This is a genomic window from Micromonospora pisi, from assembly GCF_003633685.1.
In the GTDB taxonomy this organism is placed as follows: domain Bacteria; phylum Actinomycetota; class Actinomycetes; order Mycobacteriales; family Micromonosporaceae; genus Micromonospora_G; species Micromonospora_G pisi.
Genome location: NZ_RBKT01000001.1, coordinates 5,454,054 through 5,468,020, shown reverse-complemented (window position 1 = coordinate 5,468,020; position 13,967 = coordinate 5,454,054). Strand labels below are relative to the sequence as shown.

Here is a 13,967-nt window from a genome sequence, read left to right as displayed (position 1 = left end):
CAATTCACCCTATAGATCTGAGGGGACACGCCAAATCCGGTTACGCCCACGGCGAACTCTCCGCAATGATGGCCGACGTGACGCCACCGGAGATCACCGAAGACGGCCTGTTGCTCCGCCCCTGGGAGCCGGCGGACGCGGACGTGGTCCACCGGGCCTGCCAGGACCCGGACATCCAGCGCTGGACCACCGTGCCCTCGCCGTACCTCCCCGAGCACGCGAAGGGCTTCGTCACCGAGATGGCGCCGGCCGCCTGGGCGAACGGCACCGGTGCCCCGTTCGCGGTATGCGACGCCACCACCGGGGAGGTGCTCGGTTCCTGCGGCCTGGTCTCGATCAACCAGACCCTGCGTACGGGTGAGGTCGGCTACTGGACCGCGCCCTGGGCCCGTGGTCGCGCGGTGGCGGTCGTCGCCACCCGGGCGGTGGCCCGCTGGGCCTTCCGCGAACTCGGCCTGCGCCGGCTGATCTGGCAGGCCGAGGTCGGCAACCACGCCTCCCGACTGGTCGCGCTCCGGGCCGGCTTCCGAATCGACGGGGAACTCCGGCTGGCCCAGCCACACCCCCGGGGCACCGCCGACGGCTGGGTCGGCTCTCTGCTCCCCACCGACCTGCCCGACCCCGACGAGCACGGCAACGGCGGAGTCGAGCCGACGGGCAAGGGCGGACCGGCCGCGCCCGGTTCGCTGGTGGCGCTGCGGGCCGCGGTCTTCGGTCGTACGCAACCGATGCTCTTCGCCAACGCGGCGGACGGTGAGATCCGGCTGCGCAGGCCGGAGGAGCGGGACCTCGACGCCATCGTCACCGCCTGCCGGGACCCGGAGACGGTGCGCTGGACCACCGTGCCCGACCCGTACCAGCGCTCCGACGCGGAGTTCTACGCACACGAGTACGCCACCGGCCGCTGGGCACGCGGCCAAGGGGCCGTCTTCGTCATCGCCGACCCCGACGACAACTTCGCCGGCACCCTGGAACTCCGACTCTCCGCCGCCGACCCCGGCGTGGCCGACGTCGGTTACCTGGTCGCCCCGCACGCCCGAGGGCGGGGCTACTGCTCACGGGGTCTGGCTGCGGTCTGCGCCTGGGCCTTCCCCAGCCTCGGCCTCTGGCGGATCGAATGGCGTGCCCACCTCGGCAACGACGCCTCCCGCCGGGCTGCCGAGAAGGCCGGCTTCACGATGGAGGGCGTCGCCCGGCAGGGCATCCCGCACCGGGGTGCACGGGTCGACGTCTGGGTCGGCGCGCTGCTGCCCAGCGACGACAGCGCGTACCGCGAAGCCGGATCGTGAACCGGGTCGGGCACACGGAAGCCGGGTGAGCAATGGACCGGGAGACGATCGGCACCGATCGGGTACGGCTACGGCTGTTCCGTGACTCGGACACCGACGCCCTGATGGCGGGCTGCAACGATCCGCTGACCCGGCGCTTCCTTCCGCACCTGTCCTCTCCGTACACCGAAGCCGACGCCCATTGGTGGATCAGCGAGGGTACGACGGGAGTCTGGGCCCGGGGCGGCGCCGCGTACGCGATCACCGACCCGGTCACCGACCGTCTGCTCGGCGGAATCGGCATCGACCACGTGGTGCTGGCCCGGCGCCAGGGTGAGTTCGGCTACTGGGTCGCCCCCTGGGCTCGGGGTCGGGGCATCGCCACCGCCGCCACCAGGGCGCTCGCCGAACGGGCCCTGTCCCAGGGTTTCGCCCGGTTGGAACTTCTCACCGAGCAGGAGAACGTGGCCAGCCAGCGGGTGGCGTTGGCCAGTGGCTTCCGTCGGGAGGGGATTCGGCGGGACGCCGGGACGCGACCGGACGGCAGCCGGCACGACCTGCTGGCGTGGAGCCGGCTCTCCACCGACCCGGACATTGCCCAGGACCGACTTCTGCCCGACCTGCCCGGCGGATCCCTCACCGACGGGGTGGTCACCCTCCGTCCGCTGACCGCCGCCGACGGCGAGTTCGTGTACGAGCTGCATTCCCTGCCCGACGTGATCGCGGGCAGCGTGTCGGGGGTCGCACCCACCCGCGCCGACGTCGCGCGGCGGTGCCTGCTCGCCCCGGCCCGGTGGCTCGCCGGCGCACGCGCCGACCTGCTCATCCTGGACGCCGCGAGCGGTGGGCCGGCAGGCGAGATCTCGCTCCATCACCAGGAGTCGCAACCCGGCGAGGCCATGATCGGGTACGCCATCTCGCCGCGGTGGCGGAGGCGCGGTTATCCGAGCCGCGCCACCCGCCTGCTGGCCCGTTGGGTCTTCGACCACACCGGCATCCAACGGCTGACCGCGGGAACATCGCCGGCGAACCTCGGCTCCCAGCGGGCGCTGGAGAAGTCCGGCTTCCAGCGTGAGGGACGGGAGCGCGGCCGGCTGGCCGGACCGACCGGCCAGCGGGTCGACGCTCTGCTCTTCGGGCTGCTGCCCGAGGACCTGGAATCGCGCTGAGTCCGGTCCGGCCGCGCGGGGCGGAACTGCCGCTGATCCCGCGCGGCCGGGCCGTGACCCGTCCGGGTGCGCTGGGGCTGTCTCCTGCTCGGCGGTGTCCTACTCGGCGAGCGCGATGATGCCGTAGTCGTAGCCCTTACGGCGGTAGACCACGCTTGACCTGCCGGATTCCTTGTCCAGGAACAGGTAGAAGTCGTGCCCGACGAGTTCCATCTGGAAGAGCGCGTCGTCGACGGTCATCGGTTCGGCCGGGTGGAGCTTGGCCCGGGCGATGTGGCCCGGCTCGTGAACCTCGTACTCGTCGGCGTAACCGTCGGGCGCCGAGGAGTCGCGTTGGTCTGACTCACGGGTCAGGGTGGCCAGTGCCGAGTCGCCGAGGTCGGCCACCGGCAGGCCGGCCGTCGCGGCGGCGACCGAGATCGGAGCGTGCCGCCCACGGTGCACCCGACGTCGGTCCGCAGCCCGGCGGAGCCGGGTGTCCAGCTTGGCGATCGCGATGTCCAGTGCGCTGTAGAAGTCCTTCGCGCACGCCTCCGCCCGCACCACGGGCCCACGGGAGACGCAGGTGATTTCTACTCGCTGACAGTTGTCGGCCTGTCGCGGATTGCGTTCATGGGAGAGCTCGACATCGACTCGAATGAGCTTGTGGTCGTAGCGCTCGATCTTCGCGAGCTTGTCGGCTACGTGTGCCCGATAGTGCTCGGGGACTTCGACGTTACGGCCCTTGACCACGACATCCATGCGTGACCTCCTGTGTTCGGACGGTCCAGAAACCAAAAAACCCGGTCAGCCTGCCCCCAGGAACTTTCCTTCGGCACTGACCGGTCAGAAATGACGCCTCCTCCTTCCATCTGCCCCAGGGACGGGTGGAGTCCCCCTCATACCCCTGGTGAACAAAACGCTAACTCCTGTCCTGTCTATAGTCACCCCTCGCTACCAAGAACCTTTAGAAACAGTCACTTGTGGCACGATCGTGTGAAATCGACCGTACGGACCGTTACCGTCGGACGCGGCGGATCGTTGCGGCGAGCACCGCCGCCGCGTCCACCCGTACGCCGGCGGAGCGCAGCACACCGGTGACCGCGGCAAGCGTCACCCCGGTGGTGACAATGTCGTCCAGCACGATCACGACCCGGCCGGCCGCCGCCCGGCGCAGTGCCGGCAACCGACGTTCCCGCAGGGTGAACGCCGCCTCTGCGGCCGCCGCCCGGCCGGCACTGTCCAAGGTGGCGGAGTCGGGTCGGGGCTGTGCCCGCAGCGGCGACGCCAGCGTGACCGGCCAGCCGGAAGCCCGCAACCGGTGCGCCGTGTGCCGGGCCAGCCGGCGCAGGTGGTCACCGTGCCGGGCCCGGATCGCCGCCGCGGTGCCCGGAACCGGGATCAGCAGCACCGCCCGGGGTGCGCCGGCCGGTGCGGGAGGAACCGGGCTGACGGCACCCGCCGTCGCGGCGACCACCTCGGCGAGCAACCGCCCCAGCGGCCGGGCCAACGAGTGCCGACCCCGTTCCTTGTACGTCAGCAGCGCCTCCCGCAACTCGCCCTCGTACCCGCCGAGCGCCGCACAGTCGGGCAGCCCCGGTGGCGCCGGGGTCGGCCGTACGGGGGTGGGTCGGAGCAGTTGGAGCGCGGTCGCGCAGCGGACGCAGACCCCGTGACGCAGGGCGGTCCGGCCGACCCGGCAACCGGCGCACTCGGCCGGCAGCACCAGATCGGCCAGATCCGCCCAGACGCCGGTCATCCGACCCTGCCCACCCGTACGGGCTCAGTACCGGAAGAACGGGGCGCTGGGCTTGACCGACGAGTTCGGCGCCGGGGCGGGCATGTCGACCTGCCCCCGCTCGATCGGCACCTGGGCCAGCGAGGCGAGCCCCTCGGCCTCGTACATCACCCCGAGGTCGGTGCTGCTGAGCGGGTTCTGCGGATACGCGGCCAGGTAGAGGACGTCGCCCCGGGTGTCGTCGACCACCGAGACCTCCGACACTCCGTCCACGCTGACATTTTCGATGATCGAGCGCTTGTCCGGCTGCGCCCCGGCCACCGCCAGCAGGCTCTCGCCGATCCAGTCGACCGCGGTCACCGTGTTCAGCGAGGTCGCCAACTGCCGGGCCCGACCGACGGTCACCGCACCGCCGTCGGTGCTCAGCGCCGCGACGTACAGGACGTTGTCGGCGATGAGCGCGATGCGGTGCCCGTCCGGCGAGGCCCCCACGCCGGTGATCCGGCCGGTAACCCCCGGCACCTCGACCTTCGCGGGCTGACCCTTGCCGTCGAACTGGCCGTTGCCGTCGAAGCGGTAGAGGGCACCGTCGGCCACCACCAGCCCGATGGGCATGTGGGGGTCGGCTCCCCTGAGCCAGACCGGCCGGTCGATCACGTCGAAGGTACGGCTCGTGCCGAACGTACGCAGTGGCTCCGCCCCGCTGGCGACGCGGAGTTCGAACCCGTTCCCCTTCTCGGTGACCAGTGCCGCCGCGGTCCGGTCTCCCTCGCCGGTGAAGGCGGCGTACCGGACGTCGTGGTTCTGCTCCTGTTGGACCGGCACGGCCATCGGCGACTCGTTGCCGATCCGGAGCGGGTAGACCACCCCGTCGACGACGCAGTACCGCTTGGGGTTTCCGGTGATGCCGTAGGGCGGGTGGGCGCGACGGTAGTCGACGATGTCGGCCACCTTGCGTTGCTGGCTCTGGATCTTCAGCTCCATGTCGCCCTCGTCGCCCGAGCCCGCCTCGGAGTCCGGCGGCACCAGCGACCAGGCGAGCTGGGTGAAGATGCGATCGAGCTCGACCTCGTCGTTGACCTCGCTCGCCGGTACGGAGAGGTTCACCTCCAGCCGGTCCCCCTGGTTGGGAGCGTTGCCGATCCGGCTGGTCCCCTCCGGCAGTGGTACGGCGGCCGGAAGCAGCCATGGCACGGGACCCCCGATCAGCCAACCGAGGATCTCGGTGGCCTGCGACTCCCTCGGCACCGACGTCGACAGGTAGCGCAGGTCCGGCACGAGCGTGGTGCGCCCCGCGTTCCAGAAGTAGATCGTCCGGGCGGTGTAGTAGTCGGTCAACGCGTCCGTACTGAGCAGCAGCACCTGCGGCGGGTTGATCATCCACAGGCCGCCCACCGGCTGGGTCGTGGTGCCCACGGTGTTGGAGATGGGGGCGACCTTGAACTCGTAGCTGCGGTCGGTGAGTTCCGGCTCGCCGACCGCGCCGTCCCCGCGCAGCACGCCGACCTGCTGGACCTGGATCGTCACCAGGTAACCACCTGGTTTGTCCGGGTCGAGGCGGGCCCGGGGCCCGCCGAGCAACCGGATCACGTTGATCGCCGGCTCACCACCGGGCTTCTGCTTCAGCTTGGCCCGGTCGTCCGCGATGTAGCTGTTCACCCGGTCGTAGATCTCGCTGGTCTCGCCTCCCGCGGCGGCAGCGGTCAGGTAGTTCGTCGTGAACTTCTCCGGGGTGCTGCTGTCCGACCGTACCGGCAGGCTCGGGGTCGGGCCGTCGCCGATGCCCTGACCAGACTGGGGTCCCCGACCGTCGACCCGCACCTCGGTCTCGGCCGGAATGCCACAGCCGGCCAGTCCGACACAGATCAGCACGGCCACCGTCGCAGCGGGCAGGTTCGGCCGCCTCACGTGGTCACCTCCGTACGCGTGACGCCCGCCCCCGGCACGGCGTCGTCCTCAAACCCGTCGGGCCCGGTCGCCGGGCCCTCGGATGCGGGTGTGGTGCCCGGCCCGATCGCCAGGCGTGGCCCGCTCGGCACCGGCACCATGGGCCCGATGGCGGCGTCGGCGGGGACCAGGCGCAGCGGCGCGGAGGTCAGCCGGTCGCCGGCCCGGACCGGCAGGGTGAGGCGGAACTGGGCGCCCTGACCGGGCGCGCCCCATGCCTCCAACCAGCCGCCGTGCAGCCGGGCGTCCTCGAGGCTGATCGACAGTCCCAGGCCGGTGCCGCCGGTTTGCCGGGCGCGGGACGGGTCGGCCCGCCAGAACCGGTTGAAGACGAGCTTCTCCTCCCCCGGCTTGAGTCCCACCCCGTGATCCCGCACAGTGATCGCCACGGCCTGCTCGTCCACGCCGAGCACCACCTCCACCGGGCGTCCCTCGCCGTGCTCGACCGCGTTTCCGACCAGGTTGCGCAGGATCCGTTCGACCCGTCGAGGGTCGACCTCGGCGATCACCGGCAGGTCGGGGGTGGTCATCCGCAGCGGTACGCCGAGCCGGGCGGCCAGGCCGTCGAGCCGCTCCACCACCCGGTGCACGACCGGAACCAGGTCGGTCGGTTCGGCGTCGAGCATGGCGAATCCGGCGTCGAACCGGCTGATCTCCAGCAGGTCGGTCAGCAGCCCTTCGAACCGGTCGAGTTCGGCCTGGAGCAGTTCGGCGCTACGGGCGACCGCCGGGTCGAACTCGTCCCGCTCGGCGAAGATCAGGTCGGCCGCCATCCGTACGGTGGTGAGCGGCGTACGCAGTTCGTGCGAGACGTCGGAGGTGAACCGCCGTTGGAGTCGGGACATCTCCTCCAGCCGGACGATCTGGCGCTGGAGGTTGGTCGCCATCTGGTTGAACGAGGCGGCGAGCAGCGCCAGGTCGTCCTCGCCGTTGACCACCATCCGCTGGTCGAGCAGCCCGGCGGAGAGCCGTTGGGCGGTCCGGGAGGCGACCCGTACGGGGTTGACCACGAGCCGGGTGACCAGCGCGGAGAGGAATCCGAGCAGCAGTACGAGGGTGATCCCGGTGGCCACCACGGTCGACCGCGCCTCTGAGGCGATCTTGTCCCATCGGGTCAGCGGTACGAAGTAGTAGAGCTCGACCTGACCGAACTTGGTCGGCACGGGCGAGCCGTACACCAGGTATGTGGCGGTCCCACCGTCGAGATAGCCGGTCTGGATCTGGTGCGCCACCTCTCCGCCGACCACCCGCTCACGCAGCTCCTTGCTGATCATGGGGCGGACGTCCACCCCGACCGGCGAGGTGGCCGCCGGGATGCTCGGGTAGCGCTCCGCCTGGAGCGCCACCACCACACCGGCCACCTGTTCGGGATCGTTGCCGGCCAGGTACCGGGCGGTGTTCTCGAAGGTGGTGCCCAGCTTCGACGCGTACGACACCGTGTAGACGCTGATCTGGTCCTCGGCGTAGTTCCGGCCGTTTTCGAGCCGCTCCTTCACGTCCGCGGTGGCGTTGTCGAGCAGGATGTTGGTGATCCGCTCGGCGACCAGCACCGCGAATCCACCGACCAGCAGGCTCGACGCGACCAGGGTGATGCTGACGACGCGCAACTGGAGCGAGCGGCGCCAGGTCCGATGCATGCCGGCGGCCAGTGCCCGCAGGCGGCGCAGGGACGCACGCGAGAGCCCGAGCGCGACGGCTCGGGCGCGGGCGAGGGCGGAGGAAACGGAAGGGTGAGCCACAGTGGCACCAGGCTATCCGGTGCCCGCCTTGTAACCCACGCCCCGAACGGTCAGGATGATTTCCGGCCGCTCGGGATCCGGTTCGATCTTGGCCCGGAGCCGCTGCACGTGCACGTTGACCAGCCGTGTGTCGGCCGCGTGCCGGTAACCCCAGACCTGCTCGAGCAGGACCTCGCGGGTGAAGACCTGACGCGGTTTGCGGGCCAGCGCCACCAGCAGGTCGAACTCCAGCGGGGTCAGTTTGACCTCTTCGCTGTCCCGGCTGACCGTGTGCGCCGGGACGTCGATGTTGATCTGGTTGCCGGGCGGGCCGATGGTCAGCATCTCCGGCGCGGCGTCCTCGCCCCGGCGGAGCCGGGCCCGCATCCGCGCCACCAGTTCCTTGGGCTTGAAGGGCTTGACCACGTAGTCGTCCGCGCCCGACTCCAGGCCCAGGACGACGTCCACGGTGTCACTCTTCGCGGTCAGCATGACGATCGGCACGCCGGACTCGGCCCGGATCGACCGGGCCACGTCGATGCCGCTCATTCCCGGCAGCATCAGGTCGAGCAGGACGATGTCAGGCCGACTGTCGCGGAACGCCGCCAGCGCCCGTTCGCCGTCGGCGACAAAGGAGGGTAGGAATCCCTCGCTGCGCAGCACGATGCCAAGCATCTCGGCCAGCGCGGGGTCGTCGTCGACCACCAGTACCCGGGCTCTCATGGCACCAATATTCCATCTCCGTTCACGTTCGTGGGACCGGCACCACCCCGCCGATCAGTCAAAGAGTGCACGCCCCCAGAAATCACCCGGCTCACGTACGCCGGGCGGACAGGCAAAGAGCCCACTGGATACGTGGCGTAGATACTCGTTCAACCCATCGTGTCGGGCAAGCTGGGTCTGGATCGGCACGAACTGCCGACGCGGGTCCCGCTGGTACGCGATGAAGAACAGCCCGGCGTCGAGCCGACCCAGCCCGTCCGAGCCGTCGACGTAGTTGTAACCGCGGCGCAGCAGCCGGGCACCGTTGTTCTGGTCGGGGTGGGCCAGCCGTACGTGCGCGGTCTCGGTGATCCGCGGCCGATCATCCGGACCGGTGGCCTTGAGGTTGATCGGGTCGAACTCGTCGTGCTGGCCCAGCGGCGCACCGCTCCCCTTGGCCCGGCCGACCAGTTCCTCCTGCTCGCCGAGGGAGGTCCGGTCCCAGGTCTCGATGATCATTCGGATCTTCCGGGTGACCAGGTACGCGCCCCCGGTCATCCACTCCGGGCCGTCCCCGGGCTGGACCCAGAGCTGCTCGCGGAGAAGCGCGGTGTCCTCGATCTTGAGGTTGGCCGTACCGTCCTTGAAGCCGAAGAGGTTGCGCGGCGTGGCCTGATCCCGCGAGGTCGACGAGGTACGCCCGAACCCGAGCTGTGACCAGCGCACGCTGACCACACCCATGCCGATCCGGGCCAGGTTCCGGATCGCGTGCACCGCCACCTGCGGGTCGTTGGCGCAGGCCTGCACACAGAGGTCGCCGCCGGAGATCTCCGGTCGCAGCGCCTCACCCGGGAAGCGCGGCAGGTCGGCCAGGGCGGCGGGGCGGCGCTCGGCGAGACCGAAGCGGTCCCGACCGTCGGCGTCGCGGAACAGCGACGGACCGAACCCCACGGTCAGGGTCAGGCCGGACGGCGGCAGGCTGAGCGCCTCACCGGTGTCGTCCGGCGGCGCCTCCGGCGAACCGTTGACCGCGCCGATCACCCCGGCATCCTGGCCGGCGGTCATCCGGGCGGCGGCCGCCGTCCAGTCCTGGAGGAGTTCGACCAGGCGGGCCCGGTCCTTGGTCACCACGTCGAAGGCGACGAAGTGCAGCCGGTCCGGGACCTCGGTGGTGATTCCGGCCTGATGCTCACCGTGGAAATCCACCGCGTCGGAGGGGGACGCGCCCGCCGAGAGCGGCGGGTCGAACGCGCCCCGGAGCGCCGCGCCGGTCACCCCGGCGATGCCCACACCCGCGACACCGGCACCGGCGATCCCGATCGCCCGCCGACGCGAAAGCCGTTTCTCGGTCACGTCCCACCCCACCCACCCGTACTACCGGCGCGACGGTCGACCCGCCGGCCCGACGTACCTACTTGGCGACGACAGCCGCGACCTTACTGATCGGCTCGGCCAGCGCGTTGATCGCGTCCGACAGGTCCTTCAGGTCGGCCTGGCTGAGCTCGGTGTGCAACTTCCAGCCATCACCGGCCCGGTGCTTGCCCAGGGTCGTGTCGACCGTGGCGAAGCCACTGTCGAGAGAGGTGACCAGCTCGGGGGCGCGCTCGGTGAGGACCGGGCGGAGCGCGGCGATGGCCGCCTTGGAGCCCTCGACGTTGGCGTTGAAGTCCCACAGGTCGGTGTGCGAGTAGCGGTCCTCCTCGCCGGTGATCTTGCCGGTCGCCACCTCGTCGAGGAGTTCCTTCGCGCCGTTGGCGAGGTTGAGCGGGGAGAGCCGCTCGGCGTTCGCCTTCGCCACGATCTCCTTGACGTCGCTGAGCAGGCGGTCCGCGATCGGGCCGTCCTTGCTGATGTCGCCGGTGGTCCAGAGGTCCTTCTCCAGGCGGTGGAAGCCGGTGAACTCCATCCCCTCCTCGAGCACCTCCTCGCGGCCGTCGATCTTCGGGTCGAGGTCGCCGAAGATCTCGGCCACCGGCTCGATCCGCTCCCAGTAGGTGCGGGCGACCGGGAAGAGGGCCTTGGCACCCGCCACGTCACCGGTCTTGACCGCGGTCACGAACTCGGTGGTCTTGTCCAACAGCGCACCGGTCTGGCTCTGCACGTACCGCTGGTAGCTGTCGGTCGCGGCGGCGAGTGCCGCGTTGTCGGTGAGCGGCGCGGACGAGCCACTGACGGTCAGCGCGCCCCGGATGCCCTTGCCGATCATGCCCGGCTTGCAGGCCGTCTCGTACGTCCCCGCGGGCAGCTCGACGTGCAACTCGCGGCTGATCCCGGGGACCACGTTCTCGACCTCGCCCATCACCCGGTCACCCGCTGCGTAGACGTAGAACTCGGTGACCTTGGCACCGGAGTTGGTCACGTTGAACACCACCGTGCCGGCGCCGACAGTGGTGCTGCCGACCTCGCACGCGGTGTCGGTGGCCTTGACCGCGATCGCCCCACCAGCGGCGTCCTTGCTGCCGTCGTCCTTCGCACCGCAGCCGGCGAGGCCGATACCGGCGAGCGCGCCAGCGGCGGCGAGCGCCACGAAACGGGTGGTACGCATCTGTTTCTCCTTGTGCTCAGATCAGACGGCGGGCTGGGCCACGGGCGCGGCTCCGGTGGCGGAGCCGGTGGTGCCGGAGGCGGAGCCAGTGGTGCCGGTGGTCCCGGAGCCGCGGCGCCCCGGGAGGAGGAAGAGAAGCAAAACCGGGATCACGTACGCGCCCCAGGCGACGACCTCCAGCACGGTCGACTCGGCGGTGACGTTGAACATGCCGCCGAGCAGGGTGCCGTACCAGGTGGACGGGTCGAGCACACCGGAGATGTCGTACGCCATGGTCCTGATGCCGGGCAGGACACCGGCTTCCTGGAAGTCGTGGGTGCCGTACTTGAAGATGCCGGCGGCGACCAGGATCAACAGCGCACCGGTCCAGGTGAAGAAGCGAGTGAGGTTGATCCGGACCGCGCTCGCGTAGAGCAGGTAACCGATCCCGATCGCGGTGACGACGCCGCCGATGAGCGCGTAGAGCGGACCACCGTCGACCTGGGCGCTCTGCGCCGCCGAGTAGAAGATCAGTGCCGTCTCAAGTCCCTCGCGGACCACGGCGAGGAAGGCCATCAGGGCGACCGCGAGCGAGCCGACGGCGAGCGCGTCCGAGAGCTTGCCTCGGAGTTCGCCGCTGAGCGAGCGGGCCGCGCCACGCATCCAGAAGATCATCGCGGTGACGAAGATGACCGCCGCCACCGAGGTCACCGCCTCGAACAGTTCCCGGTCCTCGGACTTCGCCAGCAGCGTGGTGCTGGTGTATTCGAGCAGCCAGCCGAAGAAGACGGAGAGTACGACGGCGAGTGCCACCCCGCCCCACACCTGCGGCAACCGTTCCCGACGGTCGGACTTCACCAGGAACGCGATCAGAATGCTGACCACCAGGGTGGCTTCCAGGCCCTCACGTAGACCGATCAGGTAGGTGGCGAACATGAGGACTCCGGGTTCATCAATTAGGCATGCCTAACTTAGGCCAGCCTACCTTGCGCCCTGGTCGGACCAGTTGTCAACGTGGCGCCGCCCACCCATCCTCTGATCCAATGACCCGGTGAAAGCCTTCGTACCGTGGCTCACCGTGCTCGCGGTCATCGTCGCGCTGAACGCGCTGCGCCTGCGTCCACTCGCCACCGTGGTGGCGATCGGCTGGCTCGCGTACTGCGTGTGGAGCTGGGTACGTCCCACCCGTACCCGACACGACGACGGCCGGGCCGGCTGACGCGCTCGTCAGTCGACCCGGCCGGTACAGGCGGTTCTCAGTAGCGGTAGTGCTCCGGCTTGAACGGGCCCTCGACCGGAATGCCGAGATACGCGGCCTGTTCCTTGGTCAGCTCGGTCAGCTTCGCGCCGAGCGCCCCGAGGTGCAACCGGGCGACCTTCTCATCCAGATGCTTCGGCAACACATACACCCCGACCGGGTAATCCTCGGTCTTCGTGAACAACTCGACCTGCGCGATCGTCTGGTTCGCGAACGAGTTCGACATCACGAAACTCGGATGCCCGGTCGCGTTACCCAGGTTCAGCAACCGACCCTCGGACAACACGATGATCGAGTGCCCGTCATCGAACTTCCACACATCAACCTGCGGCTTGATGTTCACCCGCCGCACATCCGACCGCTTCGCCAACCCCGCCATGTCGATCTCGTTGTCGAAATGACCGATGTTCCCCACGATCGCCTGATGCTTCATCCGCGCCATGTGCTCGTTCGTGATCACATCAAAACAACCCGTCGCGGTCACGAAGATGTCCGCCGTGCCGACCACATCATCCAGCGTCGCGACCTGGTAACCATCCATCGCCGCCTGCAACGCGCAGATCGGATCAACCTCGGTGATGATCACCCGAGCGCCCTGACCACGCAACGACTCCGCGCAACCCTTACCCACATCCCCGTAACCAAGCACGACCGCGACCTTGCCACCGATCAACACATCCGTGGCCCGGTTGATCCCATCGATCAACGAGTGCCGACACCCGTACTTGTTGTCGAACTTGCTCTTCGTCACCGAATCGTTCACGTTGATCGCCGGGAACAGCAGCGTCCCCGCCTGCTGCATCTCATACAACCGGTGCACACCCGTCGTGGTCTCCTCGGTAACCCCCTTGATCCCCGCCGCGACCCGCGTCCACCGCTGGTTGTCCTCAGCCAAAGACCGGTGCAACACACCCAGGATGACCGCGTACTCCTCCGAATCAGCCGACTCCACCGCAGGAACCGCACCCGCCGCCTCGAACTGCGCACCCCGGTGCACCAACAGCGTCGCGTCACCACCATCGTCGAGGATCATGTTCGGACCCTGACCATCCGGCCAGAGCAGCACCTGCTCGGTGCACCACCAGTACTCCTCCAGCGACTCGCCCTTCCAGGCGTACACCGGAACACCGGCGGGGGCGTCGACAGTGCCGTCCGGGCCCACCACGATCGCCGCGGCGGCGTGGTCCTGCGTGGAGAAAATGTTGCACGACGCCCACCGCACCTGCGCACCGAGCGACGTGAGGGTCTCGATCAGGACCGCGGTCTGGATCGTCATGTGCAACGAACCCGTGATCCGCGCACCGGCCAACGGCTGCGCCGCCGCATACTCGCGACGCAACGACATCAAGCCCGGCATCTCGTGTTCCGCCAGCTCGATCTCCTTGCGTCCGAACTCGGCGAGCGACAGATCCGCCACCTTGAAGTCGCCGCCAGCGAGAGTGGTGGGCCGGCTCTGGGTCGACGCACCACCGGAAGGCGCCGGGAGAGTACTCGTCATGAAAGCTCCTGTCGTACGGGTCTGCTGCTGCGCGACCCTCCACATTACGCCCGGCTGCATTCGTGCGGACACAGGCGGTGCCGTCCACTCCGGGACAACCACGACAATCCGCGACGCATGGCCCGCCGCGCGACGGCCACCCGGGAGACTATCCAACCCTTGGCTC

At 69.6% G+C, this 13,967-nt stretch carries 11 protein-coding genes and 2 pseudogenes; 3 read left to right on the top strand and 10 right to left on the bottom strand.

Going from position 1 to position 13,967, the window contains the following annotated elements; genetic code table 11:
• Positions 1-68: 68 nt before the first annotated feature.
• Together BDK92_RS23410 and BDK92_RS23405 are read left to right on the top strand one after the other, a co-directional pair.
• A complete protein-coding gene (locus BDK92_RS23410) occupies positions 69-1,289 on the top strand; it encodes a GNAT family N-acetyltransferase (RefSeq protein ID WP_246017209.1) in 1,221 nt (406 codons plus the stop codon).
• Positions 1,290-1,321: 32 nt separating this feature from the next.
• Complete coding sequence (locus tag BDK92_RS23405) at positions 1,322-2,437, top strand: GNAT family N-acetyltransferase (RefSeq protein WP_121158634.1); 1,116 nt, start codon at positions 1,322-1,324, stop codon at positions 2,435-2,437.
• A gap of 99 nt (positions 2,438-2,536) precedes the next feature.
• Here BDK92_RS23405 and BDK92_RS41235 read toward each other — a convergent pair.
• The 9 genes and pseudogenes from BDK92_RS41235 to efeU form a co-directional block, all read right to left on the bottom strand.
• Positions 2,537-2,719 (bottom strand): annotated as a pseudogene (locus BDK92_RS41235) (sigma 54 modulation/S30EA ribosomal C-terminal domain-containing protein); the annotation flags it as partial.
• Positions 2,720-2,811: 92 nt separating this feature from the next.
• A pseudogene (hpf, locus tag BDK92_RS41230) lies at positions 2,812-3,178 on the bottom strand (ribosome hibernation-promoting factor, HPF/YfiA family); the annotation flags it as partial.
• Between the two features lie 256 nt (positions 3,179-3,434).
• A complete protein-coding gene (locus BDK92_RS23395) occupies positions 3,435-4,175 on the bottom strand; it encodes a ComF family protein (RefSeq protein ID WP_121158632.1) in 741 nt (246 codons plus the stop codon).
• Between the two features lie 24 nt (positions 4,176-4,199).
• Entirely contained in the window at positions 4,200-6,062 is a 1,863-nt protein-coding gene (locus BDK92_RS23390; protein ID WP_147457092.1) for an LpqB family beta-propeller domain-containing protein, read from the bottom strand.
• On the bottom strand, positions 6,059-7,738 hold the full coding sequence (mtrB, locus tag BDK92_RS23385; protein WP_121158630.1) for an MtrAB system histidine kinase MtrB: 1,680 nt from the start codon (positions 7,736-7,738) through the stop codon (positions 6,059-6,061). The genes BDK92_RS23390 and mtrB overlap by 4 nt, the downstream gene beginning before the upstream one ends.
• Positions 7,739-7,852: 114 nt before the next feature.
• Positions 7,853-8,542 (bottom strand): MtrAB system response regulator MtrA, encoded by a 690-nt coding sequence (mtrA, locus tag BDK92_RS23380; RefSeq protein ID WP_121158629.1) that lies wholly within the window; start codon positions 8,540-8,542, stop codon positions 7,853-7,855.
• Positions 8,543-8,596: 54 nt separating this feature from the next.
• A complete protein-coding gene (gene efeB, locus BDK92_RS23375) occupies positions 8,597-9,874 on the bottom strand; it encodes an iron uptake transporter deferrochelatase/peroxidase subunit (protein WP_211349342.1) in 1,278 nt (425 codons plus the stop codon).
• 58 nt (positions 9,875-9,932) lie between these two features.
• Positions 9,933-11,066, bottom strand: a complete 1,134-nt coding sequence (efeO, locus tag BDK92_RS23370; protein WP_121158627.1) for an iron uptake system protein EfeO — start codon at positions 11,064-11,066, stop codon at positions 9,933-9,935.
• Positions 11,067-11,087: 21 nt separating this feature from the next.
• Positions 11,088-11,981 (bottom strand): iron uptake transporter permease EfeU, encoded by an 894-nt coding sequence (gene efeU / locus BDK92_RS23365; RefSeq protein WP_121158626.1) that lies wholly within the window; start codon positions 11,979-11,981, stop codon positions 11,088-11,090.
• A gap of 115 nt (positions 11,982-12,096) precedes the next feature.
• Here efeU and BDK92_RS39130 point away from each other — a divergent pair, with 115 nt between their 5' ends.
• Complete coding sequence (locus tag BDK92_RS39130; protein WP_170208660.1) at positions 12,097-12,264, top strand: hypothetical protein; 168 nt, start codon at positions 12,097-12,099, stop codon at positions 12,262-12,264.
• A gap of 37 nt (positions 12,265-12,301) precedes the next feature.
• On the opposite strand, the gene ahcY is transcribed toward BDK92_RS39130, so the two are convergent.
• A complete protein-coding gene (gene ahcY / locus BDK92_RS23360) occupies positions 12,302-13,801 on the bottom strand; it encodes an adenosylhomocysteinase (protein ID WP_121158625.1) in 1,500 nt (499 codons plus the stop codon).
• Positions 13,802-13,967: the final 166 nt, after the last annotated feature.

What these genes read in the sequence shown, in the direction of transcription:
- BDK92_RS23410 (WP_246017209.1), top strand. Translation starts at nt 69, where the DNA reads ATGGCCGACGTGACGCCACCGGAGATCACCGAAGACGGCCTGTTGCTC.
- BDK92_RS23405 (WP_121158634.1), top strand. Translation starts at nt 1,322, where the DNA reads ATGGACCGGGAGACGATCGGCACCGATCGGGTACGGCTACGGCTGTTC.
- BDK92_RS23395 (WP_121158632.1), bottom strand. Translation starts at nt 4,175, where the DNA reads ATGACCGGCGTCTGGGCGGATCTGGCCGATCTGGTGCTGCCGGCCGAG.
- mtrB (WP_121158630.1), bottom strand. Translation starts at nt 7,738, where the DNA reads ATGCATCGGACCTGGCGCCGCTCGCTCCAGTTGCGCGTCGTCAGCATC.
- mtrA (WP_121158629.1), bottom strand. Translation starts at nt 8,542, where the DNA reads ATGAGAGCCCGGGTACTGGTGGTCGACGACGACCCCGCGCTGGCCGAG.
- efeO (WP_121158627.1), bottom strand. Translation starts at nt 11,066, where the DNA reads ATGCGTACCACCCGTTTCGTGGCGCTCGCCGCCGCTGGCGCGCTCGCC.
- efeU (WP_121158626.1), bottom strand. Translation starts at nt 11,981, where the DNA reads ATGTTCGCCACCTACCTGATCGGTCTACGTGAGGGCCTGGAAGCCACC.
- ahcY (WP_121158625.1), bottom strand. Translation starts at nt 13,801, where the DNA reads ATGACGAGTACTCTCCCGGCGCCTTCCGGTGGTGCGTCGACCCAGAGC.